The 24,612-nt window shown below is 70.2% G+C and carries 29 protein-coding genes and 1 riboswitch; of the genes, 8 read left to right on the top strand and 21 right to left on the bottom strand.

All coding sequences use genetic code 11. The annotated features are described in order from the left end of the window. Window positions 1-6: 6 nt before the first annotated feature. Genes AB0H78_RS28645 through AB0H78_RS28630 form a run of 4 tightly spaced genes read right to left on the bottom strand, consistent with a single transcriptional unit; the run spans window position 7 to window position 4,031 of the window. Window positions 7-1,167, bottom strand: coding sequence for an ROK family transcriptional regulator (locus AB0H78_RS28645; RefSeq protein ID WP_363237527.1), 1,161 nt, complete (start codon window positions 1,165-1,167; stop codon window positions 7-9). Between the two features lie 19 nt (window positions 1,168-1,186). Beyond that, on the bottom strand, window positions 1,187-1,759 hold the full coding sequence (gene mug, locus AB0H78_RS28640) for a G/U mismatch-specific DNA glycosylase (protein ID WP_363237618.1): 573 nt from the start codon (window positions 1,757-1,759) through the stop codon (window positions 1,187-1,189). Next, window positions 1,756-3,189, bottom strand: coding sequence for an adenylosuccinate lyase (purB, locus tag AB0H78_RS28635; protein ID WP_363237526.1), 1,434 nt, complete (start codon window positions 3,187-3,189; stop codon window positions 1,756-1,758). The genes mug and purB overlap by 4 nt, the downstream gene beginning before the upstream one ends. Before the next feature lie 59 nt (window positions 3,190-3,248). Beyond that, entirely contained in the window at window positions 3,249-4,031 is a 783-nt protein-coding gene (locus tag AB0H78_RS28630; protein ID WP_363237525.1) for an SGNH/GDSL hydrolase family protein, read from the bottom strand. A gap of 120 nt (window positions 4,032-4,151) precedes the next feature. On the opposite strand from AB0H78_RS28630, the gene AB0H78_RS28625 reads away from it, so the two are divergent. Further along, entirely contained in the window at window positions 4,152-4,379 is a 228-nt protein-coding gene (locus tag AB0H78_RS28625) for a holin (protein WP_363237524.1), read from the top strand. Here the strand turns inward: AB0H78_RS28625 and AB0H78_RS28620 are convergent. The 4 genes from AB0H78_RS28620 to AB0H78_RS28605 all read right to left on the bottom strand — a co-directional run bounded on the left by AB0H78_RS28620 (window position 4,376) and on the right by AB0H78_RS28605 (window position 8,143). After that, on the bottom strand, window positions 4,376-5,398 hold the full coding sequence (locus AB0H78_RS28620) for a hemolysin family protein (RefSeq protein WP_363237523.1): 1,023 nt from the start codon (window positions 5,396-5,398) through the stop codon (window positions 4,376-4,378). The two genes, AB0H78_RS28625 and AB0H78_RS28620, sit on opposite strands and share 4 nt — an antisense overlap. Further along, window positions 5,395-6,735 (bottom strand): hemolysin family protein, encoded by a 1,341-nt coding sequence (locus tag AB0H78_RS28615; protein ID WP_363237522.1) that lies wholly within the window; start codon window positions 6,733-6,735, stop codon window positions 5,395-5,397. The genes AB0H78_RS28620 and AB0H78_RS28615 overlap by 4 nt, the downstream gene beginning before the upstream one ends. Window positions 6,736-6,880: 145 nt before the next feature. Next, a complete protein-coding gene (locus tag AB0H78_RS28610; RefSeq protein WP_363237521.1) occupies window positions 6,881-7,306 on the bottom strand; it encodes a GNAT family N-acetyltransferase in 426 nt (141 codons plus the stop codon). Window positions 7,307-7,450: 144 nt separating this feature from the next. Then, window positions 7,451-8,143, bottom strand: coding sequence for a hypothetical protein (locus tag AB0H78_RS28605; protein WP_363237520.1), 693 nt, complete (start codon window positions 8,141-8,143; stop codon window positions 7,451-7,453). Between the two features lie 225 nt (window positions 8,144-8,368). On the opposite strand from AB0H78_RS28605, the gene AB0H78_RS28600 reads away from it, so the two are divergent. After that, entirely contained in the window at window positions 8,369-9,214 is an 846-nt protein-coding gene (locus tag AB0H78_RS28600) for an endonuclease/exonuclease/phosphatase family protein (RefSeq protein ID WP_363237519.1), read from the top strand. An 18-nt stretch (window positions 9,215-9,232) separates the two neighbouring features. On the opposite strand, the gene AB0H78_RS28595 is transcribed toward AB0H78_RS28600, so the two are convergent. Next, window positions 9,233-11,797, bottom strand: a complete 2,565-nt coding sequence (locus tag AB0H78_RS28595; RefSeq protein ID WP_363237518.1) for an FtsX-like permease family protein — start codon at window positions 11,795-11,797, stop codon at window positions 9,233-9,235. A 10-nt stretch (window positions 11,798-11,807) separates the two neighbouring features. Beyond that, window positions 11,808-12,590, bottom strand: coding sequence for an ABC transporter ATP-binding protein (locus AB0H78_RS28590; RefSeq protein ID WP_363237517.1), 783 nt, complete (start codon window positions 12,588-12,590; stop codon window positions 11,808-11,810). 141 nt (window positions 12,591-12,731) lie between these two features. Here AB0H78_RS28590 and AB0H78_RS28585 point away from each other — a divergent pair, with 141 nt between their 5' ends. Both AB0H78_RS28585 and AB0H78_RS28580 read left to right on the top strand, forming a co-directional pair. Next, complete coding sequence (locus AB0H78_RS28585; RefSeq protein ID WP_363237516.1) at window positions 12,732-12,965, top strand: antitoxin; 234 nt, start codon at window positions 12,732-12,734, stop codon at window positions 12,963-12,965. After that, a complete protein-coding gene (locus AB0H78_RS28580) occupies window positions 12,962-13,333 on the top strand; it encodes a fic family toxin-antitoxin system, toxin component (protein ID WP_363237515.1) in 372 nt (123 codons plus the stop codon). The genes AB0H78_RS28585 and AB0H78_RS28580 overlap by 4 nt, the downstream gene beginning before the upstream one ends. Before the next feature lie 13 nt (window positions 13,334-13,346). On the opposite strand, the gene AB0H78_RS28575 is transcribed toward AB0H78_RS28580, so the two are convergent. The 4 genes from AB0H78_RS28575 to bioB all read right to left on the bottom strand — a co-directional run bounded on the left by AB0H78_RS28575 (window position 13,347) and on the right by bioB (window position 17,121). Further along, window positions 13,347-14,030, bottom strand: a complete 684-nt coding sequence (locus tag AB0H78_RS28575; RefSeq protein WP_363237514.1) for a class I SAM-dependent methyltransferase — start codon at window positions 14,028-14,030, stop codon at window positions 13,347-13,349. A gap of 83 nt (window positions 14,031-14,113) precedes the next feature. Beyond that, entirely contained in the window at window positions 14,114-14,803 is a 690-nt protein-coding gene (bioD, locus tag AB0H78_RS28570; protein ID WP_363237513.1) for a dethiobiotin synthase, read from the bottom strand. 1 nt (window position 14,804) lies between these two features. Beyond that, window positions 14,805-16,067 carry an adenosylmethionine--8-amino-7-oxononanoate transaminase gene (locus AB0H78_RS28565; protein ID WP_363237512.1) on the bottom strand — a complete coding sequence of 421 codons (1,263 nt, stop codon included), beginning with the start codon at window positions 16,065-16,067 and terminating at the stop codon, window positions 14,805-14,807. Then, window positions 16,060-17,121 carry a biotin synthase BioB gene (gene bioB / locus AB0H78_RS28560; protein ID WP_363237511.1) on the bottom strand — a complete coding sequence of 354 codons (1,062 nt, stop codon included), beginning with the start codon at window positions 17,119-17,121 and terminating at the stop codon, window positions 16,060-16,062. Before bioB ends, AB0H78_RS28565 begins: the two co-directional genes overlap by 8 nt. Before the next feature lie 141 nt (window positions 17,122-17,262). Between bioB and AB0H78_RS28555 the strand changes: the two genes are divergently transcribed. After that, entirely contained in the window at window positions 17,263-18,414 is a 1,152-nt protein-coding gene (locus AB0H78_RS28555) for an 8-amino-7-oxononanoate synthase (protein WP_363237510.1), read from the top strand. A gap of 3 nt (window positions 18,415-18,417) precedes the next feature. Here the strand turns inward: AB0H78_RS28555 and AB0H78_RS28550 are convergent, their stop codons facing one another. Continuing rightward, on the bottom strand, window positions 18,418-18,660 hold the full coding sequence (locus AB0H78_RS28550) for a DUF397 domain-containing protein (RefSeq protein WP_363237509.1): 243 nt from the start codon (window positions 18,658-18,660) through the stop codon (window positions 18,418-18,420). 11 nt (window positions 18,661-18,671) lie between these two features. Beyond that, the gene (locus tag AB0H78_RS28545) at window positions 18,672-19,529 is read right to left on the bottom strand and encodes a helix-turn-helix transcriptional regulator (protein WP_363237508.1); all 858 of its coding nucleotides are present in this window, start codon (window positions 19,527-19,529) and stop codon (window positions 18,672-18,674) included. Window positions 19,530-19,777: 248 nt separating this feature from the next. Here AB0H78_RS28545 and AB0H78_RS28540 point away from each other — a divergent pair, with 248 nt between their 5' ends. After that, window positions 19,778-20,209: an ATP-binding protein gene (locus tag AB0H78_RS28540; RefSeq protein WP_363237507.1), complete on the top strand. Its 432-nt coding sequence runs from the start codon at window positions 19,778-19,780 to the stop codon at window positions 20,207-20,209. A 3-nt stretch (window positions 20,210-20,212) separates the two neighbouring features. On the opposite strand, the gene AB0H78_RS28535 is transcribed toward AB0H78_RS28540, so the two are convergent. Beyond that, window positions 20,213-21,118, bottom strand: coding sequence for a LysR family transcriptional regulator (locus AB0H78_RS28535; RefSeq protein ID WP_363237506.1), 906 nt, complete (start codon window positions 21,116-21,118; stop codon window positions 20,213-20,215). 72 nt (window positions 21,119-21,190) lie between these two features. On the opposite strand from AB0H78_RS28535, the gene AB0H78_RS28530 reads away from it, so the two are divergent. Further along, window positions 21,191-21,820, top strand: coding sequence for a LysE family translocator (locus tag AB0H78_RS28530; RefSeq protein ID WP_363237505.1), 630 nt, complete (start codon window positions 21,191-21,193; stop codon window positions 21,818-21,820). Here AB0H78_RS28530 and AB0H78_RS28525 read toward each other — a convergent pair. The 4 genes from AB0H78_RS28525 to AB0H78_RS28510 form a co-directional block, all read right to left on the bottom strand. Then, complete coding sequence (locus AB0H78_RS28525) at window positions 21,789-22,292, bottom strand: DUF6328 family protein (RefSeq protein WP_363237504.1); 504 nt, start codon at window positions 22,290-22,292, stop codon at window positions 21,789-21,791. The genes AB0H78_RS28530 and AB0H78_RS28525 overlap by 32 nt on opposite strands. A gap of 74 nt (window positions 22,293-22,366) precedes the next feature. Continuing rightward, window positions 22,367-22,840, bottom strand: coding sequence for an NlpC/P60 family protein (locus tag AB0H78_RS28520; protein ID WP_363237503.1), 474 nt, complete (start codon window positions 22,838-22,840; stop codon window positions 22,367-22,369). 3 nt (window positions 22,841-22,843) lie between these two features. Beyond that, a riboswitch (cyclic di-AMP (ydaO/yuaA leader) is annotated at window positions 22,844-23,044 on the bottom strand. A 265-nt stretch (window positions 23,045-23,309) separates the two neighbouring features. Then, complete coding sequence (locus AB0H78_RS28515) at window positions 23,310-23,618, bottom strand: hypothetical protein (protein WP_363237502.1); 309 nt, start codon at window positions 23,616-23,618, stop codon at window positions 23,310-23,312. Window positions 23,619-23,624: 6 nt separating this feature from the next. Beyond that, window positions 23,625-24,230: an ATP-dependent Clp protease proteolytic subunit gene (locus tag AB0H78_RS28510; RefSeq protein ID WP_363237501.1), complete on the bottom strand. Its 606-nt coding sequence runs from the start codon at window positions 24,228-24,230 to the stop codon at window positions 23,625-23,627. 71 nt (window positions 24,231-24,301) lie between these two features. Between AB0H78_RS28510 and AB0H78_RS28505 the strand changes: the two genes are divergently transcribed. Further along, window positions 24,302-24,577, top strand: coding sequence for a type II toxin-antitoxin system Phd/YefM family antitoxin (locus AB0H78_RS28505; protein ID WP_363237500.1), 276 nt, complete (start codon window positions 24,302-24,304; stop codon window positions 24,575-24,577). The last annotated feature ends 35 nt before the right edge of the window (window positions 24,578-24,612 follow it).

Below are 24,612 nucleotides of genomic sequence, written 5' to 3'. Positions count from 1 at the left end.
GAAGGTTCAGCGGCGGGCCGTCACCGTTCCCTCGACCGCGAAGAGCTGCTCCTCGACATGGTCGAGGGCCAGGCGCAGTGCACCCGTGGCCACGGCGGAGTCGCCGAGCAGTGAGAGCGCCACCCGCGGCGGCCGCAGACACATCCGCGCCAACTCCCCGCGCAGCGGCTCCAGTACGTCTTCCAACCCGGCCGCCCAGCCGCCGATCACGACCAGTTCGGGATCGAGCGCGAGCACCAGCGCCGCCACATCGTGCACCAGCCGCTGGATGAACCGCTCCATCGCGGCCCCGGACTGTACGTCGCCCCGCTTGGCATCGGCGAAGACCTGGGCCACCGCGAGCTCGTCGAGCGGGTGCAGCGGCTCGTCCGTCGTGGAGAGGAGCTTCTCCGGGGTGGCGCCGTGACCGAGCAGGTGCAGTGCGCCTATCTCGCCCGCCGCGCCTCCGTAACCGCGGTGCAGCCGTCCGCCGATCAGCGCACCGGCACCCGGGCTCAGTCCGGCGAGCACGAAGACGATGTCGTCGGAGTCGGTGGCCGCGCCCTTCCAGTGCTCGGCGACCGCCGCCGCGTTGGCGTCGTTCTCCACCAGTACGGGACAGCGGAACGAGCGCCGTAGCCGTTCGCCCAGCGCAAGACCTGTCCACTCGGGCAGCGCGGTTCCCAGTCGTACGGTGCCGTCCGCCTCCACGATCCCGGGACTGCCGACGCCGACCGCGCGCAGGCTGCTGCGGGCGACCCCGGCCCGGCGCAGCACATCGGCCACCGTCGTACGCACCCGCTCGAGACGCTCGTCCGCAGGCGCCGCCTCCGGCACCTCGCGCGAGCCGGCCCCGATGATCCGTCCGTCGAGCCCGGAGAGCAAGACGGCGACCCGGTGCGGTCCGATCTCGATGCCCAGCAGGTGCCCGGCCTCGGCACGGAAGCGGAAGCGCCGCGCGGGCCGTCCCTGCCGGCGTGTCTCGCCGTCCTCCTCGGGTGCGTCCTCGACGACGAGCCCGGCCTCCATGAGGCCCTCGATGACACCCTCCACCGTGGGCCTGGAGAGGCCGGTGATGCGGGTGAGGTCGGTGAAGGTCGGGAAGTCGGCGGCGCGCAGCGCGTGGAGAACCACCGCGGAGTTGATCCGCCGCAGCAGCGAGGGATCCCCGCCGGTCAGGTGCCCCAACGTGTCCTCCCAGCTCAGCTCATGCGTGTGTCTGCCGGATGCTACCGGCTGGTCCGGTGGACCGCAGCAGCCGGGCGTATTCGTCCGCCATTGTCTCGGCGGTCCAGTGCGCGTTGAGGCCGCTCGGATTGGGGAGCGCCCAGATCCGGGTGGAGCGAAACGTCCGGTCCTGCGGTCCGATCCGCGCCTTCGGCTCCCCGAAGGCCGTGCGGTAGGCGGTGATCCCGACGACCGCCAGCCACTGGGGCCGCAGCCGTTCCACCGTGGCGGTGAGGATCCGCCCGCCCTCGCGGAACTCCTCGGCGCTCACCTCGTCGGCCCGTGCGGTGGCCCGCGCGACGACATTGGTGATGCCGAGACCGTACGAGAGCAGTTCCTCCTGCTCCTCGGGCCTCAACTGCCGTGGCGTGAACCCCGACCGGTGGAGCACCGGCCAGAAGCGGTTGCCCGGCCGGGCGAAGTGATGGCCGGTCGCGGCCGTCATCAGCCCCGGATTGATCCCGCAGAACAGCACGCGCAAGCCGCCCGCGGCCACATCGGGAACGAGGCGGTCGCGGGCGGCTTCGAGCTCTTCGCGCGAGGGGAGCGTCAGAGGATCGATCCCGGCGTGTAACCGGCGGCTGCCGGGTGCTGCTTGGCGATCTCTTCGATACGGGAGACGACCGCCGCGACCTGGGCGCCCGCCGCACCGGTGAAGGAGAGCTTGTCCGCCATCAGCGTGTCCAGCTGGGCGCGGTCCAGCGGCATCCGCTCGTCGGCCGCCAGCTTGTCCAGGAGCTCGTTGCGCTCGGCGCCCTGCTCGCGCATGGCCAGCGCGGAGGCCACCGCGTGCTCCTTGATGACCTCGTGCGCGGCCTCGCGGCCGACTCCCGCCCGTACCGCACCCATCAGCACCTTGGTGGTGGCGAGGAACGGCAGGTAGCGGTCCAGCTCGCGGGCGACGACCGCGGGGAAGGCGCCGAACTCGTCGAGGACGGTCAGGAAGGTCTCCAGGAGACCGTCGAAGGCGAAGAACGCGTCCGGCAGCGCCACGCGGCGGACCACGGAGCAGGACACGTCGCCCTCGTTCCACTGGTCGCCCGCCAGTTCGCCGGTCATCGACGCGTAACCGCGGAGGATCACCATCAGGCCGTTGACGCGCTCGCAGGAGCGGGTGTTCATCTTGTGCGGCATCGCGGACGAGCCGACCTGGCCGGGCTTGAAGCCCTCGGTGACCAGCTCGTGCCCGGCCATCAGCCGGATCGTCTTGGCGATGGACGAGGGCGCCGCGGCGAGCTGCACCAGGGCGGTCACCACGTCGTAGTCCAGCGAGCGCGGGTAGACCTGGCCCACCGAGGTGAAGGCGTGCGCGAAGCCGAGGTGGGAGGCGATGCGCTGCTCCAGATCGGCCAGCTTCGCCTCGTCCCCGCCCAGCAGGTCGAGCATGTCCTGGGCGGTGCCGACCGGGCCCTTGATGCCGCGCAGCGGGTAGCGGGCGAGGAGGTCCTCCAGGCGTCCGTATGCCACGAGCAGCTCGTCGGCGGCGGTCGCGAAGCGCTTGCCCAGGGTGGTCGCCTGCGCGGCGACGTTGTGCGAGCGCCCCGCCATCACGAGCTCGGCGTGCTCCGCGGAGAGCTTGCCGAGGCGCGCGAGGACGGCGACCGTACGGCCCTGCATCAGCTCCAGTGAGAGCCGGATCTGCAGCTGCTCGACGTTCTCGGTGAGGTCGCGGGACGTCATGCCCTTGTGGACCTGCTCGTGCCCGGCGAGGGCGTTGAACTCCTCGATGCGGGCCTTCACATCGTGCCGGGTGACCTTCTCGCGCTCGGCGATCGAGGCCAGGTCGACGTCGTCGATGACCCGCTCGTAGTCGGCGAGAGCGGCGTCCGGCACCTCGATCCCGAGGTCCTTCTGCGCGCGCAGCACGGCGAGCCAGAGCTGGCGCTCCAGCTTCACCTTCTGCTCGGGGGACCAGAGGACGGCGAGCTCCGTGGAGGCGTAGCGGCCGGCCAGGACGTTGGGGATGCGAGGCTTTGCAGTCACGTAACCAGATTCTACTGGTGGTTTGTGCAGGCCAGAGCCCCGGCCTCGTTTGTGGCTTGCTACGAGAGCGGCTCGTTTTCGTACGGCAGCAGTTCGGCCCGCTTCGGCGCACGCCCGTCGCCGGAGGAACGGCCGGTCAGCCGCCGCCCGATCCACGGCACCAAGTGCTCGCGGGCGAAGCGCAGATCGGCGGTGCGCCGGGCGCCCCAGCCAGGTGCGACGGCGGGCGGCAGCAGGGACTGCCAGTCGTCCTCCACGTCCAGTCCCAGGGCCTGCCAGATGGCCTCGGCGACCCTGCGGTGGCCATCGGCCGTCAGATGCAGCCGGTCGACGTCCCACATCCGCTGGTCGCCGAGCACCTCGGCCCCGTACAGGTCGACGACCACGGCGCCGTGGCGCGCGGCCAGGTCGTCGATGAAGACGAAGAGCTCCTCCATGCGCGGACGGAAGCGCTCGAACACCGGGCCGTTGCGGCCGGGGCTGCGCATCAGCACGAGCTGCTTGCAGGACGGTGCGAGCCGCTCGACGGCCTCTTCGAGCCGACCGCGGACCATGTCCATGTCGCACTTGGGCCGCAGGGTGTCGTTGAGCCCGCCGACCAGCGTGACCACGTCCGCCTGCATGGCGGCCGCCGCGTCGACCTGTTCGTCGACGATCTGGGCGATGAGCTTTCCGCGTACGGCGAGATTCGCGTACCGGAAACCGGGCGTGCGGGCGGCGAGGCGGGCGGCGAGCAGGTCGGCCCAGCCGCGGTACGAACCGTCGGGAAGCAGGTCGGACATTCCCTCGGTGAAGGAGTCGCCGACCGCGACGAGACTGGTGTAATTGGCATTCAACTCCATGGCGGCGCAATTCTACCGTGGAGTAGGAACGTGGGATCTGTCGCCCGGGGCTTGAGAGCGGTATGCCGGGAGGAGACCGGGCTCACGGCCCCGGACCCGTCGTCCGAGAGCGAGCGAGCCATGTTCACCGCAGCCTTCTGGAAAGCGACCGCCGAGCGCGCCGTCCGCACCTTCGCCCAGTCGCTCGCCGCTGTCCTGGTCGCCGGAGCGACCAGCCTCATCGACGTCGCGTGGCCCGCCGCCCTCTCGACGGCGGGCCTCGCCACGCTCCTTGCCGTACTGACCGCGATCGGTGCCTCGGGCGTGGGCCGGCAGGGCCCCGGCCTGACCGAGACGACCGACCGTTAGGAGGCGACGGGCGGCTGGCCGACCAGCTCGCGCAGGACGTCCTCCATCGTGACCAGTCCGGCGAGCGTGCCCTCGTCGCCGAGGACGGCCGCCAGGTGCGTACGGCTGCGGCGCATCGCGGTCAGCACGTCGTCCAGCGGTGTCGCCGCCCGCACCCGTGCGATGGGCCGCATGTCGGCGGCCGGGAACGGTACGTCGCGCGGGGCGGCGTCCAGGGCGTCCTTCACATGGAGGTAACCCAGGATCCGCTGGGCGGAGTCGACCACGGGGAAGCGGGAGAAGCCGGACTCCGAGGAGAGCTGCTCCAGCTGTTCGGGGGTCGTCCCCAGACGTGCGTACACGACCTTCTCCAAGGGCACCACGACGTCGCGCACCGGGCGGCGGCCCAGTTCCAGGGCGTCGTGCAGCCGCTCGGTCGCCCGGTCGTCGAGCAGCCCGGCGATCTTGGCGTCGGTGACCATCCGGGCCAGCTCGTCGTCGGAGAAGGTGGCCGCGACCTCGCTCTTCGCCTCCACCTTGAGCAGCTTCAGCAGGAAGTTGGCGAAGGCGTTGATGGCGAAGATCACCGGGCGCAGGGCGCGCGCGATCGCCACCAGCGGCGGGCCGAGCAGCAGCGCGGTGCGCACCGGGGCGGCCAGCGCGATGTTCTTCGGGACCATCTCGCCGAAGAGCATGTGCAGATACGTCGCCACCGCCAGCGCGATGACGAACGAGATCGGGTGGATCAGACCGCCCGGCATGCCCACCGCGTGGAACACCGGCTCCAGCAGGTGCGCGATGGCGGGTTCGGCGACGATACCGAGCACCAGGGTGCAGAGCGTGATGCCCAGCTGGGCCGCCGCCAGCATGGCAGACACATGCTCCAAGCCCCAGAGGACGCTGCGCGCACGGCGGTTGCCGGCTTCCGCCTCGGGCTCGATCTGGCTGCGGCGCACCGAGATCAGCGCGAACTCCGCGCCGACGAAGAAGGCGTTGACGACCAGCGTCAGCAGACCGATGAGCAACTGAATCGCGGTCATCGGCCCGCCTCCTCTTCCTCGTCTGTGCCGGCCGGCAGCGGTTCATGGAGCAGCACGCGTGCCGCGCGCCGCCCGGACGCGTCCACCACGTCCACCTGCCAGCCCGCGGCCTCGAAGGAGTCGCCCTCTACCGGGATGCGACCCAGCTCGGTGGCGACGAGCCCTGCGAGGGTTTCGTACGGACCGTCCGGCACTCGCATCCCGATCGTCTCGAGCTGGTCGGTGCGGGCGGCGCCGTCGGCCGAGTAGACCGCGCGGCCGTCCGCGTCCTGCCCTGCCGGGGCGAGGTCGGGCGTCTCGTGGGGGTCGTGCTCGTCGCGTACCTCGCCGACGACCTCCTCGACGATGTCCTCGAGCGTGACGACACCGGCCGTACCGCCGTATTCGTCGATCACGACGGCCATGGTGCGCTTGCCGTACAGCCGGTCCAGCAGGCGGTCCACGGTCAGCGTCTCCGGAACGAGCAGCGGTTCGCGCAGCAGCTCGGAGACGGGGTGACGGGGCCTGCGGTCGGCGGGGACGGCGAGGACGTCCTTGATGTGCGCGACGCCGACGACCGTGTCGAGGCTGCCCCGATAGACGGGGAAGCGGGAGAGGCCGGTGGCGCGGGTGGCGTTGGCGACGTCCTCCGCGGTGGCGTGGACGTCGAGCGCGGTGACCTGGACCCGGGGGGTCATCACGTTCTCCGCGGTCAGATCGGCGAGGTTGAGCGTACGGACGAACAACTCGGCGGTGTCGGCCTCCAGGGCGCCCGCCTTGGCGGAGTGCCGTGCCAGCGCGACCAGTTCCTGGGGGGTGCGCGCGGAGGCCAGTTCCTCGGCGGGCTCCATGCCGAGACGGCGCAGCAGCCGGTTCGCGGTGTTGTTCAGGTGACTGATCAGCGGCTTGAAGAGAGCGCTGAAGGCGCGCTGCGGGGTGGCGACCACCCTGGCGACGGTCAGCGGCGAGGAGATCGCCCAGTTCTTCGGGACGAGCTCGCCCACCACCATCAGTACGACGGTGGAGAGGCCGGTGCCGATGATGAGGGCCACCGTGGACGCGGTGCCGGCCGACAGGCCGACGGATTCGACCGGGCCGCGGATGAGCTTCGCGATCGAGGGCTCGGCGAGCATGCCGATCACCAGGTTGGTGACGGTGATGCCGAGCTGGGCGCCGGAGAGCTGGAAGGTGAGGCTGCGTACCGCCTGCAGCGCGCTCGACGCACCGCGGTCACCGCGTTCCACCGCTTGTTCCAGCTCGCTGCGCTCGATGGTGGTCAGCGAGAACTCGGCCGCGACGAAGACCGCGCAGGCAAGGCAGAGCAGCAGCGCCACGACGAGCAGGAGCACTTCGGTCATCGGTTCACCTCCTGACCATGATCGGCCAGGGAGGGGAGGAGTGCGCGATGTCGGGTACTGGGAGGCTCGCCCATGGGCGGACGCTCACACCTTTCGGTCGTCGGAACAAGGTCCACCCATAGTAAAGGAAGGGCAAAGTGTGGACTCAGTCGGTCAGCGGCTTGACCCAGCGGGTCCACTGCTCCTGCGGACCGTAACCGGCTGCCTGCCAGGCGTGCTGCCCGCTTTCGTTGTGGTTGAGCACCATCGCGTCAGCGCGCCGTCCGCCCAGGGAGACGAACCGTTCCTCCGCTGCGGCGAGCAGTGCGGAACCGATACCACGGCGCCGCTGGTCCGGATGGACGGCGAGCCGGTACAGATGGCAGCGCCAGCCGTCGAAACCGGCTATGACGGTCCCCACGAGGAGGCCGTCGCGCTCCGCGAGGAGCAGAGCTTCGGGGTCCCGCTTCACGAGGCGGGCGACCCCGTCGTGGTCGTCGCTGATGCTCGTCCCCTCCGCGGCTTCGCGCCAGAACAGCAGCACGGCATCGATGTCCGAGAGGGCGGCGCTTCGTATGTGGAGATCGCTCATCGGGCGAGCCAAGCAGACTGCCGACCGGTTCGGCGAGCGGTTTTGCTGCCGGGAGAACGCTGGAGGGAAGAGGCCGGGTCCGGTGTCGAGCGCTGTTGGCGCTCCTTGCGCTCCTGGCCACATCGGACATGCGCGGCCGCCGGGTCAGTTCTGGTTCACCGGCCAGACCGCCGCCGGATCACAGTGGGCCGGGCACGCCAGCAGGTAGATCTCGTTGGAAAGGAACATCCCGTAGGTCTCGGCGCGGGTGCTGTAGGGCTGCTCCTGGGCTCCGGGACGGACTGCGAACTCCATGCCCTCCGGCACCTGGCAGAGGTACACCAGGTCGGCGCCGCACGCGCACGTGTAGGACTCGGGATCCTGTGCCCAGGACGGTGTGCCGCCGACCTTGAACGCCTGGGCTCCGAGCCCGCGACGGTCGGGGGTGTCGACGAAAGGCCGCAACGTCAACGGCAGGGCGCACAGTGATGGTTCGGCCTCCGCCGTCGGCAGCACGGCGTTGCGCTGGAGCAGGACGCGCCAGAACGGACGCGGGTAGGGCAACTGCGGAGCATCCCAGTAACCGGGCACGAGCCGGCCTTGTGCCAACTCCGGTTCGGCAGCGTCGTTGTGTGCACGGCAGTGGAAGACCAGCAGGTGGTCTCCGCGGAACGGTTCCAAGTCCAGGGGTATGTCGAGCTGGAAGAACAGAGGCATCCGCTCGCCGCAGAAACACTCGGGCCATTCCTGGGAGTTGTCGAGGAAAGGCCAGCCGCCCACTGAGTTCCGGGTCGGCCGGTCCAGGGGCTCGGTCCCGACGTCGATCGTGTGGGCCGGCAGCGCTGCTCGCGTCATCATGCTGCGCATGATCGCAGGCGCGGTGCGCCTCCACCGAGGTGTTCGGAGCGAGGAGTTGTCCTCCCTGCAGACCGGGCAGCCCCGGAAGAGTGCTGCGGCCACTGCGATGATGGCGATCAGCGTGCTTCGTTCCTCCTGATGTCCCGGCCCGCGCGGCCGGTTCACGCACTGGAGGTGGCGGAGGTGGAAAAGATTCAGCTCTGATGCGGTCAATGTCTGGAGGCGATGGTGATCGGAGTGGGTGCGCGGTGGCTCGCGGGAATTCTGACCGTGCTCTGCATGGTGCTCGTAGGACCCAGCGCACCGAACGGTGACCTCTACGACAGGCCGCTTCCCGATGTGACCGCCAGGGATGTCGTACCGAACCGGGTCATGACGTGGAACATCTGCAATCCCTGCCGCGGCCACGGGCAGAACCTCGGCCGGGCCGCGGAGATCGCCACGTACGCGCCCCAGGTCATCGGCCTGCAAGAAGCGTGCGTGCGTGACGTGGAGGAGATCCGGAACTATCTGGAGCACCTCTACGGGCTGGACTATCACGTCGAGTACGGGTCGGTCCTCCGGAATCGGGGCCGCTGCGGGGGAGTGCCGTGGCGCGCGGGGGGATTCGGGCAGGCGATCCTCTCGGCAGCACCGATGACCGACCGCGTGAACGTGGAGTATCCCGACGGCGGTTCGGAGGACCGCGGGTACATGGCGGTCACCACCCGGGTGGGCGGCCGATCCGTCCGCGTCTTCAACACGCACCTCGCCCAGCGGCGGCAGGAGGCGATCCGGGCAGGCCAGACCCCCGTACTCGCCGCAGCCGTCGCCCGGTACGACCGTGCGATCGTCCTCGGCGACTTCAACGCCGTGCCGGACGCCCCCGAACTCACCCGTATGTGGGCGCTGGCCGCCGACGCGGACCCCGGGTGCCGCCCCTCGTCGGGCGGCACCTGCGAGCCGACCACCGACTGGCAGAGCACGTTCGACTACATCTTCCTGCGCGGCATCGCCGCGCTCGGACACCGGGTGCATCCCAGCGCGTACTCGGACCACCACACGCTCCAGGCCGACGTGCGCCTCGACTAGGGCGCAGCCGTCGTGCGGTCACTCATGCGCGATGGCGGTCAGCACGTTCATCCGCGAGGCCCGCAGTGCCGGCAGGATCGCGGCCGCGAGGCCCACCACCACCGAGCCCACCACGACCGCGATCACCGTCGACCACGGCACCGCGAACGCGGTCAGCCCCTGCAGCGCCAGGACCTGCTGCATCGCCACGCCCCACACCATGCCGAGGACGAGTCCCAGCAGGGCGCCGAAGACGGCGATCACCACGGACTCCAGGCGGATCATCCGCCGCAGCTGTACCCGCGAGAGCCCGATCGCCCGCAGCAGCCCGATCTCCCGGGTGCGCTCGACGACCGACAGGGCAAGGGTGTTGACGACGCCGAGCACCGCGATGACGATCGCGAGCCCGAGCAGTGCGTAGACGAGGTAGAGCAGGACGGAGATCTGGTCGGAGATCAACTTCTTGTAGTCGGCCTGGTTGTTGACCTTCACCTGCGGATACGCGGCGAGGGCCCGCTCCAGGGACGTGCGCAGCGTCTGCTGGTCGGTGCCGCTCGACGCGTTGACGTAGACGACCGCGTCCTGGGCATCGGGAAGGTACTTCTCCGCTGTCGCCATCCCCATGAACAGGCCCGCGTCCATGCCGCCGCCGCCCGTGGACGGCATGTCCGTCAGCGCGGACAGCGTCAGGCTCGCCGTGGCGCCGCCGGGGAACGCGACCTGTACGGGGGAGCCGAGCTTCAGGCCGTGGTCGCGGGCGTAGTCGCGGTCCATGGCCACATGCCCGGGCGCCAGCGCCTGGGCGGAGGAGCCGCCGGTGTAGGTGAGATGCGCTACGTCGTCGAGCTGCGGGTCGTATCCCGAGGCTGTCGAGTCGATGTGCCGGCCGTCGGGAAGGCGGAGCTGGAGGGGGACGAACCGCTGCCGTACGACCGTGCCCACCCCGTCCACATCACGGATCTTCCGGGTGATCTCCTGGGGGAACGGGGTGAAGTTGCTGTTCTGCACGATGTAGTCGGCGCCCAGGGTGCGGTCGATCTGCCGGTCGAAGGACTTGGTCATGGAGGCGCTCGCCACCGACATCCCGACCACCAGGGCCAGGCCCACCATCAGCGCCGACGCGGTCGCACCGGTACGCCGCGGATTGCGCAGCGCATTGCGCTGGCTCATGCGGCCGACGGAGCCGAAGACCTTGGGGAAGGCGCCGCCCAGGACCCGGATCACCGGGCGTACGAGAAGCGGCCCCGCCACCACCGTGGCGATCAGCGTGAAGACGACGCCGAGTCCGAGCAGCGACGAGGAGGTCGAGGTCTTGGTGCTCGCCGCGCAGCCCGCGAGCGCCGCCGCACCGGCCGCCGCGAGGACGCCGCCCACCAGTGCGCGTACCCTCAACGGCCGCCCCACGCCCGCCACTTCGGCGTCCGAGAGCGCGGCCATCGGGGAGACCTGCGCCGCCCGCCTGGCCGGCAGATACGCGGCTACGAAGGTGACCCCGATGCCCACCAGATACGCGGCGACCGGCGTGGCCCAGCCGATCACGATCTCGGCCGCCTTCAGGTTCATCCCGAAGGTGCCCATCAGCGCGATGAGTCCGTACGCGAGACCGATGCCCGCCGCCAGCCCCAGCGTGGAGCCGATCGTGCCGAGCAGCAGCGCCTCGATCCGCACCGAGCGCTGCACCTGACGGCGGTCGGCGCCCAGCGCCCGCAGCAGGCCCAGCTCGCGGGTGCGCTGGGCGATGAGCATGGAGAAGGTGTTGACGATCAGGAAGATGCCGACCAGTACGGCGACACCGGCGAAGCCCAGCATCACATACTTGATGACGTCGAGGAAGGCGCCCAGGTCGGCGGCGGAGTCCTTGGCCTGCTCGGCCGCCGTCTTGAGCTCGTAACCGCCTCCGACCAGGGCGGTGACCCGCTGCTTGAGCACCGTGTCGTCGACGCCCTTGGCCGCCTCGACGGAGATCGCGGTCGCCGCGTCCGCCTTCCCGAGCAGCTTGCTCTGCGCGGTCGGGGTGTCCAGGAAGACCAGGGCCGCACCGGGGTTGGTCGTGGTGAAGGTGGCGATGCCCACGATCCGGACCTTGAAGGATCCGGGCTGGGCGAGGACCGTCAGCGAGTCGCCGATCCGCACCTTCTTCTTGTCGGCGGTGTCCTTGTCCAGGAGTGCCTCGCCCGCGCCCTGCGGCTCGTGCCCGCTGGTCAGCTTCACCGGACTGCGGTCGGTGACATACCAGTTGGTGGCGATGGTGGGGGCGCCGCTCGTCGGCCCCACGTTCTTGTTGTTGCGGTCGACGATGGTGATGTTCTCCACGGATACGTCGACCCACGCCTTGGAGACCCCGTCGGCTTTCCCGATCCGGTCGGCGAGCGAGGCCGGGACCGTCCGGGTGATGCCGGACGGAATCTTCTCGTCCACGTCCTTCTTCGGCTGGACCTGGACGTCCGCGGACGTGGAGGCGAAGAGCCGGTCGAAGGTGCGGCTCACCGTGTCGGAGAAGATCAGACTCCCCGCGACGAAGGCCACGGAAAGGATGATGGCCATCGCGGAGAGCAGCATGCGGCCCTTGTGGGCGAAGAAGCTCCGCAGAGTCGCTTTCAGCACGGCGTGCCTCTCAGCTCTTGCGGGTCGAGTCGAAGCGCTTCATCCGCTCCAGGACCCGGTCCGCGGTGGGCTCCGCCATTTCTTCCACGATCCGTCCGTCGGCGAGGAAGAGCACCAGGTCGGAGTGGGCCGCGGCCCCCGGGTCGTGGGTCACCATCACCACGGTCTGGCCCAGCTGGTCCACCGCGTCGCGCAGGAAGGAGAGCACCTCGGCGCCCGCGCGCGAGTCGAGGTTGCCCGTCGGCTCGTCGGCGAAGATCAGCTCGGGCCGGGAGGCGAGCGCCCGCGCACAGGCCACGCGCTGCTGCTGTCCGCCGGACAGCTGCGTGGGGCGGTGCTTGAGGCGGTCGCGCAGACCGAGCGTGTCGATCACCTGCTCCAGCCACTTCTCGTCCGGCTTGCGCCCCGCGATGTCCATGGGCAGCGTGATGTTCTCCGCCGCGGTGAGCGTGGGCAGCAGGTTGAAGGACTGGAACATGAAGCCGATACGGTCCCTGCGCAGCCGCGTGAGCTCGCGCTCCCGCAGCCCGGTGATCTCCGTCTCGTCCAGCCACACCTGCCCGGCGGAGACGGTGTCGAGCCCGGCCAGACAGTGCATCAGTGTGGACTTGCCGGACCCCGAGGGGCCCATCACGGCGGTGAAGCGTCCGCGTGCGATGTCGACGTCGACCGAGTCCAGGGCCAGGACGGTCGTCTCGCCGGTTCCGTACGCCTTGGTCAGCCCGCGGGCGCGCGCCGCCACCGGGGCCCCCGACACCAGGCCGTATGTGCGAGCAGTCGAAGGTGTGGACAAGGCCGCCTCCCCGTTTGTGGCCGTCCTGAATTCCCAACTCCCTTGCAGCTGCTGAGAGTAGAGGCTCGGGTGCCGCCTCCGGTATCCCCCGGAGGTCTGGTCCTCTTGCCGGTGCTAGCACATCGGCGCTAGCTTGGTGGGGTGGCCAAAACTCAGCTGAACGTACGCGTGGACGAGTCCACCGCGGAAGCCGCCAAGCGGCGCGCTCTCCAGCGCGGTATGAGCGTGAACCGCTACATCGAGGAGCTGGTGAAGCAGGACGCGGGCGAGGTGGGGCGCACCTTCGTCGACGCCGCGGCCGACTTCATGAAGCAGTACGCCTCGGTGTTCGCCGAGGAATTCGACGCCGAGCAGCAGCGCAAAGGCCACCGTTGAACCTCGAGATCGACCTGGCCTGGCTGCTGATGGTCGCCGAGCACAAGACCCCGGGCGATCCGCAGGTCACCGACTGGGGCGCGCTGGTCGCCGCGGTGTCCCGGCACGAGGCGGAGATATTCGGCATCCCGGTCTACAGCGACCCGCCCGCCCGCGCTGCCGCTTTACTCCAACTCCTCCTCCATGTACCGGCGTTGGAGCACTCCAACGCGATGTTCGCCTCGGCCGTCGCCTACGGCTATCTCGTCGCCTGCGGCCTGAAGGTGGCCACCTCGCCCGAACAGGTCAGGGATCTGGCCCGGCTCGTCAAACAGGACAAGGCCGATGTGCGGACCATCGCCGACGAACTGCGCCAGTGGAGCGTGTGATTCCTCGCCGCCCTCACTCCCCGGCGCGCTGTGGCCGGCGTGCCACGCCCAGCACGCAGGGCGAGGACGGGACCTGCAGCCCCTTCTCCGGAATGGTCAGGCGCCGGTACGTCACCACATCGAACCCGGCCGCCTCGATCGCGGCGAGCGTGTCCCGTGAGGTGTGGCAGCCGCCGAAGAGCAGCGGCCAGACGGTGCGGTCCACGACCCGCTGAGTCGTCGCCATCGCCCGCTGCGGCGCCAGCACATGCTCGAAGAACCGCAGCTCACCGCCCGGCCTGAGCACCCGCCTGATCTCGGCGAGGGCCCGCGGCAGATTCCGTACGGTGCACAGCACCAGCGAGGCCACGGCCGCGTCGAAGGCCTCGCTTTTCACCGGCAGTGCTTCGGCCGCGCCCGGGACCACATCCACCGGGACCTCGGCGTGCGCCGCGCTCTGCAGGGCCAGCCGGCGCAGGGTGCGCTCCGGTTCGATCGCCACCACCTCGGAGACGGCCGCCGGATAGTGGGCGAAATTGAGGCCGTTGCCCGCGCCGATCTCGATGACCCGCCCGGAGAGCCCGGCGAGCATTTCGGCGCGGTGGGCCGCGACCCCGCCCTTCAGATCGGCGGTCACGCTCAGGCGGGCGTAGACGCGCGCGAAGAGCGGGTGGTGCACGGCGTCCCGGGGAACCTTGGCAGGGCGGCGCAGGGGCATCACGGACCTCCTCGGGAGAACCCGGTCCGCCTCCGCACGGGCGGCTTGAGTGATTGTCCCCCCGTGCGGGCCGCCTGACCCCTTCAGCGCGCCCAGCTACCGCCGAAATCCGGCGCGAGCCAACTCGCCGCACGGGCGCGGAAGTCGACAGGGGCTAGCGATCCCGCACCCGCCGGCACCGAACCCATCAGCTCGGCCCCGGTGGCCTCAGGGAAGTCCTCCAGATTGCAGAGGGCGGCCAGGTCGGGGGCGGCGGGCCAGCTGCCGATCACGACCCCCGCGCACTCCAACTCCCTTACGCCCAGGGCCTCCACGGTCAGCGCGGTGGCATTGAGCGTGCCGAGTCCGGCCTGCGCCACCACCAGTACGGGCGCCCGCAGCAGTCGGGCCGCATCGGCGAGAGTCCCGCCCTCGTCGTCGAAGCGTACGAGCAGCCCGCCCGCCCCCTCGACCAGCACCAGATCGTGCTCGGCGGCCAGCTTCTCGGCGGCCTCGGCCACCTCATGGGGCCGCACCGGAGCCATCCCCGCGCGCCGCGCGGCCGTCGCGGGCGCCAACGGCTCGGGGAACCGGGCCAGTTCGAGCTCCGTCACGGAACCCGCAAGGCGTGCCACCTCCTGCACATCGCCGCGTTCGCCGGGGGCGAGCCCGGTCTGCGCGGGCTTGAGCACGGCCACCGACCGGCGGCGCGCCCGCGCGGTGGCAGCCAGAGCGGCGGTGACCACGGTCTTGCCGATCTCCGTGCCCGTCCCGGTCACGACGAGAATCGTCATCTCATGCCTCCTGTGCGACCGCGCGCACCGCACGGCAGATCTGTGCCAGGTCCGCGTCCCCGGTGACGTACGGCGGCATGGTGTAGACGAGATCGCGGAACGGACGCAGCCAGACGCCCTCGCGTACCGCGGCCCGGGTGGCCGCCTCCATGTCCACCTCGCGGTCCAGCTGTACGACCCCGATCGCGCCCAGCACCCGTACGTCCCGTACACCCGGCAGATCAGCGGCACCGGACAGTCCCTCGCGCAGACCGGTCTCCAGCCGCTTGACCTCCTGGCGCCAGTCCTGCCCGAGCAGCAGCTCGATGGAGGCGAGTGCGACAGCGGAAGCGAGGGGATTTCCCATGAAGGTCGGACCGTGCGCCAGCACGGGGACCTCGCCCTGAGCGATTCCCGCCGCCACCCGCTCCGTGCACAGGGTCGCCGCCATGGTCAGATAACCGCCGGTCAGCGCCTTGCCCACACACATCACATCGGGCGAGACACCCGCGTGGTCCGCCGCGAAGAGCTCGCCGGTGCGGCCGAAACCGGTGGCGATCTCGTCGAGGACCAGCAGCACGTCATGGGCGTCGCACGCCTCGCGCAGCACCCGCAGATACGCGGGGGAGTGGAACCGCATTCCGCCCGCACCCTGCACGACCGGCTCGACGATCACCGCGGCCAGCTCATGCGCATGGGCGCCGATGAGCTCCCGCAGATGCTCGGCGTACGCCTCGTCGAACTCCGTGGGCGGGGCGTCCGCGAAGACCTGGCGGGGCAGCGCGCCGGACCACAGTTCGTGCATCCCGCCCTCGGGATCGCACACGGACATCGGCTGCCAGGTGTCCCCGTGGTAGCCGCCGCGCCAGGTCAGCAGCCGCTGTTTGGCGCCGCGGCCGACCGAGCGCCAGTACTGCAGGCACATCTTCACCGCGACCTCGACCGACACCGAACCGGAGTCGGCGAGGAAGACGTGCTGCAGCGGCCCGGGCGTGATCTCCACCAGCTTCGCCGCGAGCCGGACGGCGGGCTCGTGGGTGAGCCCGCCGAACATCACGTGGCTCATCCGTTCCAGCTGGCCGTGGGCCGCCGCGTTGAGCACCGGGTGGTTGTAGCCGTGGATCGCCGACCACCAGGAGGACATGCCGTCGATGAGATCGCCGGTCCCCGCGACCCGCAGCCGTACGCCGGAGGCGGACTCCACGAGCAGCGGCTCCTGGCGTCCTGGCATCGGTCCGTACGGATGCCAGACATGGCGGCGGTCGAGTTCGAGCAGCTCACGCATTGGGCGCGAGGTCCGTTCCGGCACCCCGGCGGCGCACCGACACGAGCCCCTCGCGGTGCTCGGGCAGCGTCGTCTCCTCCGCGCCCTCCACCTCGAAACCGGCGTCCGCGATCATGTCCAGGTCGGCCTTGCCCGCCTGGCCCTCGCTGGTCAGGTAGTCGCCCAGGAAGATGGAGTTGACCAGGTGCAGGGCGAGCGGCTGCATGGAGCGCAGATGGACCTCGCGCCCGCCCGCGAGCCGTACTTCCGCATCCGGGCAGACAAAACGGACCATCGCCAGGATGCGCAGGCACCGCTGCGGGGTGAGGTTCCACTCCTCCGCGAGGGGCGTGCCCTCGAAGGGGATCAGGAAGTTGACCGGCACCGAGTCGGGGTCGAGACCGCGCAGCGCGAAGACGACGTCGACCAGGTCCGCGTCGCTCTCGCCCATGCCCGCGATCAGCCCGGAGCAGGCCGAGAGCCCGGCCGACTGGGCGTGCTGGACGGTCTCCACGCGGTCGGAGAACTCATGCGTGGAGCAGATGTCCTTGTATGTGGCCTCTGAGGTGTTGAGGTTGTGGTTGTACGCGTCTGCGCCCGCGGTCCGCAGCCGCTCCGCCTGTCCGCTCTTCAACAGCCCCAGGCAGGCGCAGACTTCGACGCCCTCGTTCTCGCTCTTGATGGCCTCGATGGTCTCCGAGACGCGGTCGATGTCGCGGTCGGTCGGCCCGCGCCCGCTCGCCACCAGACAGACCCGCTTGGCGCCGCCCGCGACACCGGCGGCCGCCGCCTGCGAGGCCTCGTCCGGCTTCAGCCAGGTGTACTTGAGGATCTCGGCCTTGGAGCCGAGCCGCTGGGAGCAGTACGAGCAGTCCTCGGGGCAGAGTCCCGACTTGAGGTTGACGAGGTAGTTGAGCTTCACGCGCCGCCCGAACCACTGGCGGCGCACCTTGCCCGCCGCGGCCACCACATCGAGCAGTTCGTCGTCGGAGGTCGCCAGTACGGCGAGCGCTTCTTCACGGGTCGGCAGCTCGCGCCGAAGCCCCTTGTCCACCAGCGTGGTCAACAGATCCATGGGCCTGATCCTGGCGTACGGCACCCTGCGCAGCCAAGGAGGAACTGCACAACAGACGGTGTGCGGGGTGTGTGTATTGCCACACCCTGACCTCCGGCAGCCGCCGCTAGGGTCTGTGGACTGCCTACAAAAGGAACGCCCATGCCGCGTGAGTCTTTCTCCGGGTTCGACTGGATCGACGAAGCGGCCCGTGGACGCGAGGCGGCAGGTCTGGTGCGCACCCTGCGGCCGCGGCCCGCGGAGTCGGATCTGCTCGATCTGGCGAGCAACGACTATCTGGGGCTCACCCGCCGGCCTGAGCTGACCGGGGCCGCGGCCGAGGCGGCCCGTCGCTGGGGCGCGGGCGCCACCGGATCCCGCCTCGTCACCGGCACGACCGAGCTGCACGCCGAACTCGAACGCGAACTCGCCGAGTTCTGCGGGTTCGAGGCCGCGCTGGTCTTCTCGTCCGGGTACACGGCCAACCTGGCCGCGCTCACGGCACTGTCCGGACGCGACTCGCTGATCGTCTCCGACGCGGGCAATCACGCGTCGATCGTCGACGGCTGCAGGCTGTCGCGCGCCGAGACGGCCGTTGTTCCGCACTGTGACCCCGAGGCCGTGTTCAAGGCGCTCCACGCCCATGGCGGCCGGGCGCTCGTGGTCACCGACTCGGTCTTCTCCGTCGACGGGGACGCCGCGCCGCTCACCGAACTCGCGGACGCCTGCTGTGAGTTCGGAGCCGCCCTGGTCGTCGACGACGCGCACGGCCTCGGCGTGCTCGGCGAGGGAGGGCGCGGGGCGCTCGCCGGCGCGGGGCTCGCGGGCGACGCGGATGTGGTGGCGACCGTCACGCTGTCCAAGTCGCTCGGCAGCCAGGGCGGCGCGGTCCTGGGGCCCGCCCGGGTCATCGAGCACCTGGTCAATGCCGCCCGTACGTTCATCTTCGACACGGGCCTCGCCCCTGCCGCGGCCGGGGCCGCCCTCGCCGGCCTGCGGCTGCTGCGGGCCGAACCCGCCCTCGCGGGGCGTGCCCGTACGGTGGCGAGCGCGCTGCACCAGGGGCTGACCGCGGCCGGGCTGACGGCACGTGAACCGCAGGCTGCCGTCGTCTCCGTACAGGCACCGTCCGCGGAAGCCGCGGTGCGCTGGGCCGCCGATTGCCGGAGTGCGGGTCTGGCGGTCGGGTGTTTCCGTCCGCCGTCGGTGCCGGACGGCATCTCGCGCCTCAGGCTCACGGCGCGCGCCGATCTTAACGACCGGCAGGTCAGGGCCGCGGTGGACACGATCATCGCGACCGCGCCCACCGGGTGAGGGTCAACCCAGGCTGCCGAGCGCCTCGTTGCGTACGGCGGCCAGGAAGTTCGTCCATGTTCCCGGCGTGAAGAGCAGTGCGGGGAACGCGACATTCTTGGAGTCGCGCACGGCCAGCCGGCCGCAGCCGAGCCGTGCCGCTTCGACACAGTTGTTCATTCCGGTACTGCGGCTGCTGCGCCGCCATTGCGCGCCGTGCAGAGAAGTGGAAGTGCTGGAAGAGGTGTTCGCGGGGCGCGCGGACATGGTGCCTCCCCTTACACGCCGTCACCGATCCCGGCGATGAGATCCAACGAGTGCTGTGGCGGAAGAGCGAGCGTCTGAATGGTGCGGAACGCGGCGCTGTACGCCTCAAGGTCTTCTTTCCGCTCAAGGTAGAGGCTACTCGTCAAATGGTCGAGAACAACCACATCCAGATCAGCAATGTTCGGAAAGGAGAAAATAATGAAAGGACTCGTCATTCCGACGTAGCCACCGACGACGAAGGGCAGCACCTGCAGCCGTACATGCGGCAGTTGGGCTGCCTCCCTCAGATGACGCAGCTGGCCCGCCATCACCTTGCGGCCGCCCACCGGACGGTGCAGCACCGCCTCGTCGACGACCGCGCTCAGCTCCAGCGGGCACTCCGTACGCAGGACTCCCTGGCGGGCGAGGCGCACGTCCACCAGTGAGTCGACCGTGTCCTTGGGGAGATGCTCCAACGAGGCGCGTGTGACGGCCCGGGCGTAATCCGGGGTCTGCAGCAGCCCGGGCACCGCCGCGGTCTCCAGGCTCCGTGCGGTCCGCGCCTGCGACTCCAGGCTGATGAAATCGCGGTACTGCGGCGGCAGCAGGCCGCGGTACGCGTGCCACCAGTGGGTGCTCTCGCCCTCGCCCGAACCCGACAGAGCCGTGAACAGCGCCCGTTGGGCGGGATCGTGCACCCCGTACGTATCGAGGAGCAGTTCCACATCGGCCGGCTTCACCCCGCTGCGGCCCGTCTCGATCCGGCTCACTTTCGACTGGTGCCAGCCGACCAGTTGTGCCGCCTGGTCGCTGGTGAGTCCCGCCCGCAACCGCAGATTCCGTAATTCCTCCCCCAGCTTGCGGCGTCGCACCGCAGGGCCGTTGCTCACGCGCCTCTCCTCACCTCTCCGCTCCGCCCCGTTCCTGCCCCGCGGCGATGGGCCAGTCTGCCGCCCAAATACGGTCTCGCGTAGCAGAGTTCATCACTTCGGGCGACAGATATATGCACATCTTGGTGGATCGGCGTCGAGGGCGGCACGATGAGTGGCACTCTGGCGCGAAGCACAGTCCGAGGCGGTTCTCGAAGGACTCCGCAATTCATCGGAGCCGGCCCCGGTGGGAAAGGGACAGCGACGCCATGGCAGACCACCAGGAAGCATCCGTCACTCTGCCGAGCGAGCCGGGCTCGGTATCCTCCGCCCGTCGCTATGTCGCCAACGTGCTGGCCGAATGGGGGCTTCCGGCAGACGCCGAGATCGCCGACACGGTCCGCCTGATCGTTTCGGAGCTGGCGACCAATGCCGTACAGCACACCTTCGGGCAGTCGCCCACCTTCACGGTCGACGTCCAGCTGGACCGCGACGAACAGCTGCGCATCGGCGTCACCGACAGCCACCCGAGATGGCCTCAGCGGCTGCCGGCCGCCGTACAGCAGGACAACGGCCGCGGCATGGTGATCATCCGCTGGCTGACCGCGGAGTGCGGCGGACGGCTCAGCGTCGCCCCGACCGCCGAAGGGGGCAAGACGGTCTGGATCGCGCTGCCTTGGCCGGCCGCCGTCGAGAGCTAGGGGTCACGCCCGTCCGAATCCGCCGCGGAGCAGCGCCCGCAGGGTGTCGGCGGCCGGGCTCTCCTCACCCGTCCGGTACGCGACCGAGATCGTACGGCGGTACGCGGAGGGCTCCAGCGGGCGTACGCCCAGCGGTGTCGCCGACATCGCCGCGACCATCTCCGGCACCACCGCCACGCCGATCCCCGCACTGACCAGCGCACACACCAGGGCGTACCCCGGCGTCTCGCACACCACGGCGGGCGTCGCCCCTGCCTCGGCGAGCGCCGACTCCACACCCTGGCGGGGCGGATGCGCGGGCGCGCTGCTGATCAGCGGCTGCCCGGCGAGGTCGGCCACCGGCAGCCGGCCCGTGCCGCCGGCCAGGATGTGCCCGGGCGCGGTCACCAGCACGAGCTCCTCGACCAGAAGCGTCTCGAGCGCCACCCCCGAAGGCGCCGCGGAAGAGGCGGCGGGCTCGTACGCATGGGTCAGTGCCAGATCCGCGTCGCCCGTGGCCACCGCGCTCACGCCGTTCGGCGGCTCGTAGTCGGCGAGAGTCAGCTCGACGTCCGGATGGGAGCGGCGGAAGGAGCTGAGCACCGGCGGCAGCAGATGGATGCCCGCGGTGGTGAAGGTGCCGACCTTCAGCCGTCCGCCGGAGAGTCCGGCCAGCCGGGACAGCTCGTGCCGGGCCCGGTCCATCTCGTCGAGCACCGTACGGGCCCGCGCCGCGAGGAGCTCGCCGGCCGCGGTGAGCCGGGCTCCGCGGTGGTGGCGTACGAGCAGGGTGGCGCCCGACTCCCGCTCCAGCTTGGCGAGTTGCTGGGAGAGGGCGGGCGCCGTGTAACCGAGGCGGGCGGCGGCCCTGGTGATCGAACCGGCCTCGGCGACGGCCACCAGTGCGGCCAGCCGCGTGGGGTCGTACATAAGCGTTCCTTTAGGCAGACCCAGAAGATTGCAAGTACACGTTAAGGCCTCGCGCAGTCCAGGCTGTACGTCATGGACGCTCAACTGCTCGCATTCACCGGGGTCGCCGCAGGCATGGTCGCGATGCCCGGCGCGGACTTCGCCGTCGTCGTGCGCAATGCGCTCGCCTCCCGCGGCTCCGGTGTCGCCTGCGCGGTCGGCGTGGCCGCAGGACTGCTGGTGCACACCGCGCTGGCGGTCGCGGGACTGGCGGCCGTCCTGGTCGCGGTCCCCGTCCTCTTCCGTACGCTCCAGATCGCGGGCGGGATCTACATCCTCTACCTGGGCTGCCGCGCGCTCCATGGTGTGTTCCGCCCCGCCCCCGTGGGCCCGCAGGACGAGGAGCAGGCGGCCGGCTCCATCGGGCGGTGCCTGCGCCAGGGCTTCCTGACCAACGTCCTCAACCCCAAGGCGCCGGTCCTCTTCCTCAGCCTGCTGCCCCAGTTCGTCCCGCACGGGGCGCCGGTCCTGCCGCGTACGCTCCTGCTGGCCTCGATCGTGGTGGCACTGGCCCTCGTCTGGTTCCCGGCGGTCGCACTCCTGGTGGACCGGCTCGGGCGCTGGCTGCGCAGGCCGCGTACGGCCAGGACGGTCGAGGGCGTCACAGGGACCGCACTGGCGGGACTCGGGGTCATTCTGGTGGCGGGCTCGGCTTCCCACTGAGCCGGCGACCGACCAGCCACGGCAGCAGCGCCCACAGCCCGCCGCAGGCGAGCAGCGTCCCCACGCCGGCGGCGATGCCCTCGGGCAGCCCGTGGACGACGTCGACGACCAGCAGCACCGACCCCGTCAGGGCCAGAGCCAGCGCCACCATCCCCGCTCCCGCGAGCCGCGAGGACACCGCCACGATCTGCTCCTTGGCGCCCTGGCCGAACAGGTAGCGGTGCAGGGCCGCGGGTGCGGTGAAGAGCCCCGCGGCCACCACGGTGAGCAGCAGGGTCGTCACATACGTCCCTCGCTCGAAGGTGTCGAGCGAGGGAAAGCGGCTGGTGAAGGCGAGGGTCAGCAGAAAGGCGAAGAGGAACTGCACGCCGGTCTGGACGACCCTGAGTTCCTGGAGCAGCTCACCGAAATTGCGGTCGGCCCGCTCCAGCCGCGTCTCGTTGCGTGTGGTGCCGGGGTCCACGACGGTCATGGCGGTACGTGTTGCCCGTCGGCCGAGGACCATGCTCCGGCCGACGGGACCGTGCGTATCCCAGCGCACGCGTCTCAGCGCACGCGTCCGTACCAGACGCTCTTGGTCCAGATCCTCTCCAGCTTGACCACGGAGCCGGTCTTGGGCGAGTGCCAGATCTTGCCGCTGCCGGCGTAGATGCCCACGTGGTAGACGCTGCGCCCGGAATGGAAGAAGACCAGATCGCCCTTCTGCCGGCTGCCCGACGAGATGTGGCGCACCTTGTTGTACTGCGACTGGGCCGTGCGCGGCAGCTTCTTGCCCGCCTTCTTGTACGAGTAGAGGGTCAGCCCCGAGCAGTCGAAACGGGACGGGCCCGCGGCCCCGTACCTGTACGGGGACCCCTTCTTCGATGCGGCGACATTGAGTGCCTTTGTCGCGAGCGTGGCCGCCTGGGCCTCCGATGCGGCGCCCGGCGCCAGCAGAGTGCCGCCTACGGCGGCGGCGGTGAGGACCGTTACGGCACCGGTCCTGGACAGCAGGGACGGAACACAGATCCGCGCAGTCATGCGCAACCCTTCGTCAACCGCCTGTGAAGGATGACCTGTCGGATTCGGACTGGCGAAGATGCCCGGCCGCCTGCTGGCGGCTTCACCCCAAGGGCCGACCCCACACTCGGATCGGACCCGTCTTGCCTGGGTCCTCCACTCCTGCCGATGCACTCCTGTCGACCAGACGTCCGGGACAGCGGCAGGACTCGGCGTCCGCCCGGACCGCCCCGCCGTGGTGGCGGGGGCTTGTCGTCTCAGGGATCTTGACCCATGAAGTGTCGGATTTTCGAACCTTACCGGCAGTATGTGAGGCTCATCACGACTGCCCTGTTCGGGTGGACAGAGCACCCTCGGTGTAGCGCGTCGAGCCCCCGACGACCGCCGTACCAGGCGCGGAATAGCGCATTCCGTACAGTGTCTAGGCGGGCTGCGCAAGTCATTTGGTGCTGAATGACTACGAATGTCTAGGCCATTCGAGGTACGCGGATCAACTCCCCGACGGGCGTGGCACGGTGACCCGTTCCGCGCGGCGCTCCCCGTCGAGCACACGCAGCGCGTTCGCCAGGGTCCCGGCGTGGAGACGGTCCTCGCCCCGCATGTGCATCAGCGTCAGCGCGTCCCGCAGCGCTCCCGCCCGCGCGACGAGCGCCTGCGCTGCCCGCAGGGCCCCGTAAGTGTCGTGCCCGCGGGCCGGGTTGATCCGCCCCAGCTGGTCGACGACGTCCAGATAGCTGTCGATGAACTCGCCCTCGGCGCGCGTCAGCGCCGGCAGCGGCTCCATTTCGGGCGGCAGCATCCCCGCTCACCGCTTGGTGACGACGTGGTCGACCAGTCCGTACGCCTTGGCCGCCTCGGCGTCGAAGACCTTGTCGCGCTCGATGTCCGCCGCGATCCGCTCCGGGTCCTGTCCCGTGTGCGTGACGAGCATCGAGACCATCGACTCCCGCATGCGCAACAGCTCCCGGCTCACGATCTCCAGATCGGACGGCTGCCCCTGTACGGGGTCCTCGATCGAGGGCTGCTGTACGACGATCCGCGCTCCCGGCAGGGCCGCCCGCTTGCCCGGGGCGCCTGCGGCCAGCAGCACGGCGGCCGTTGAAGCCGCCTGGCCCAGGCAGTAGGTGGCGACGTCGCAGCCGATGAGCTGCATCGTGTCGTAGACCGCGGACATGGCATTGACCGTGCCGCCGGGGGAGTTGATGTACAGGGAGATGTCCCGGTCCGGGGCGTCGTACTCGAGATGGATGAACTGCGCGATCACATCACTGGCCGCGGTGTCGTCCACGGCGGTCCCCAGGAAGATGACGCGCTCCCCGAGAAGCTTCGAGTACGGATCGAGGGTGCGGGTCCCCGTCGTGGTGCGCTCGGTGAACTCGGGCAGGACGTATCGAGCGGAAGGGCGGTACATGGACAGACCTCTCCTCGGGCGGCGCCTTTGTAAAAAATGTACAGGACGTACAGGGCGTTATGATGGGGAGCATGGCCTACGAGATTCCGGTGACGCAAGCCCGAGCCGAGCTTGCCGACTTGATCAACCGCGTCGTCTACGGCGGTGAACGCGTGGTCGTCACGCGCCACGGCAAGCCGCTCATCGCCCTGGTCTCTGCCGCTGACCTGGAACGACTCGAGAGCGAGGCGGAGGCCGGCGAGGAGCAGGTGATCAGCTCGGTCTCCTCCGTGCGCTCGATCTCGTCCGCTCCGGGCGAACGCGGCCGCAGCCGGTTCGGCATCGCCGCGGAACACCGCGAGCCCTGAGCGCCGCGCGCCCTGAACGGCGGTCCGTATACGGA

The organism is Streptomyces sp. NPDC050738, from assembly GCF_040654175.1.
Taxonomy (GTDB): Bacteria; Actinomycetota; Actinomycetes; order Streptomycetales; family Streptomycetaceae; genus Streptomyces.
The sequence above is the reverse complement of the archived record's forward strand: the minus strand, read 5'-3'. Positions and strand labels throughout refer to the sequence as shown.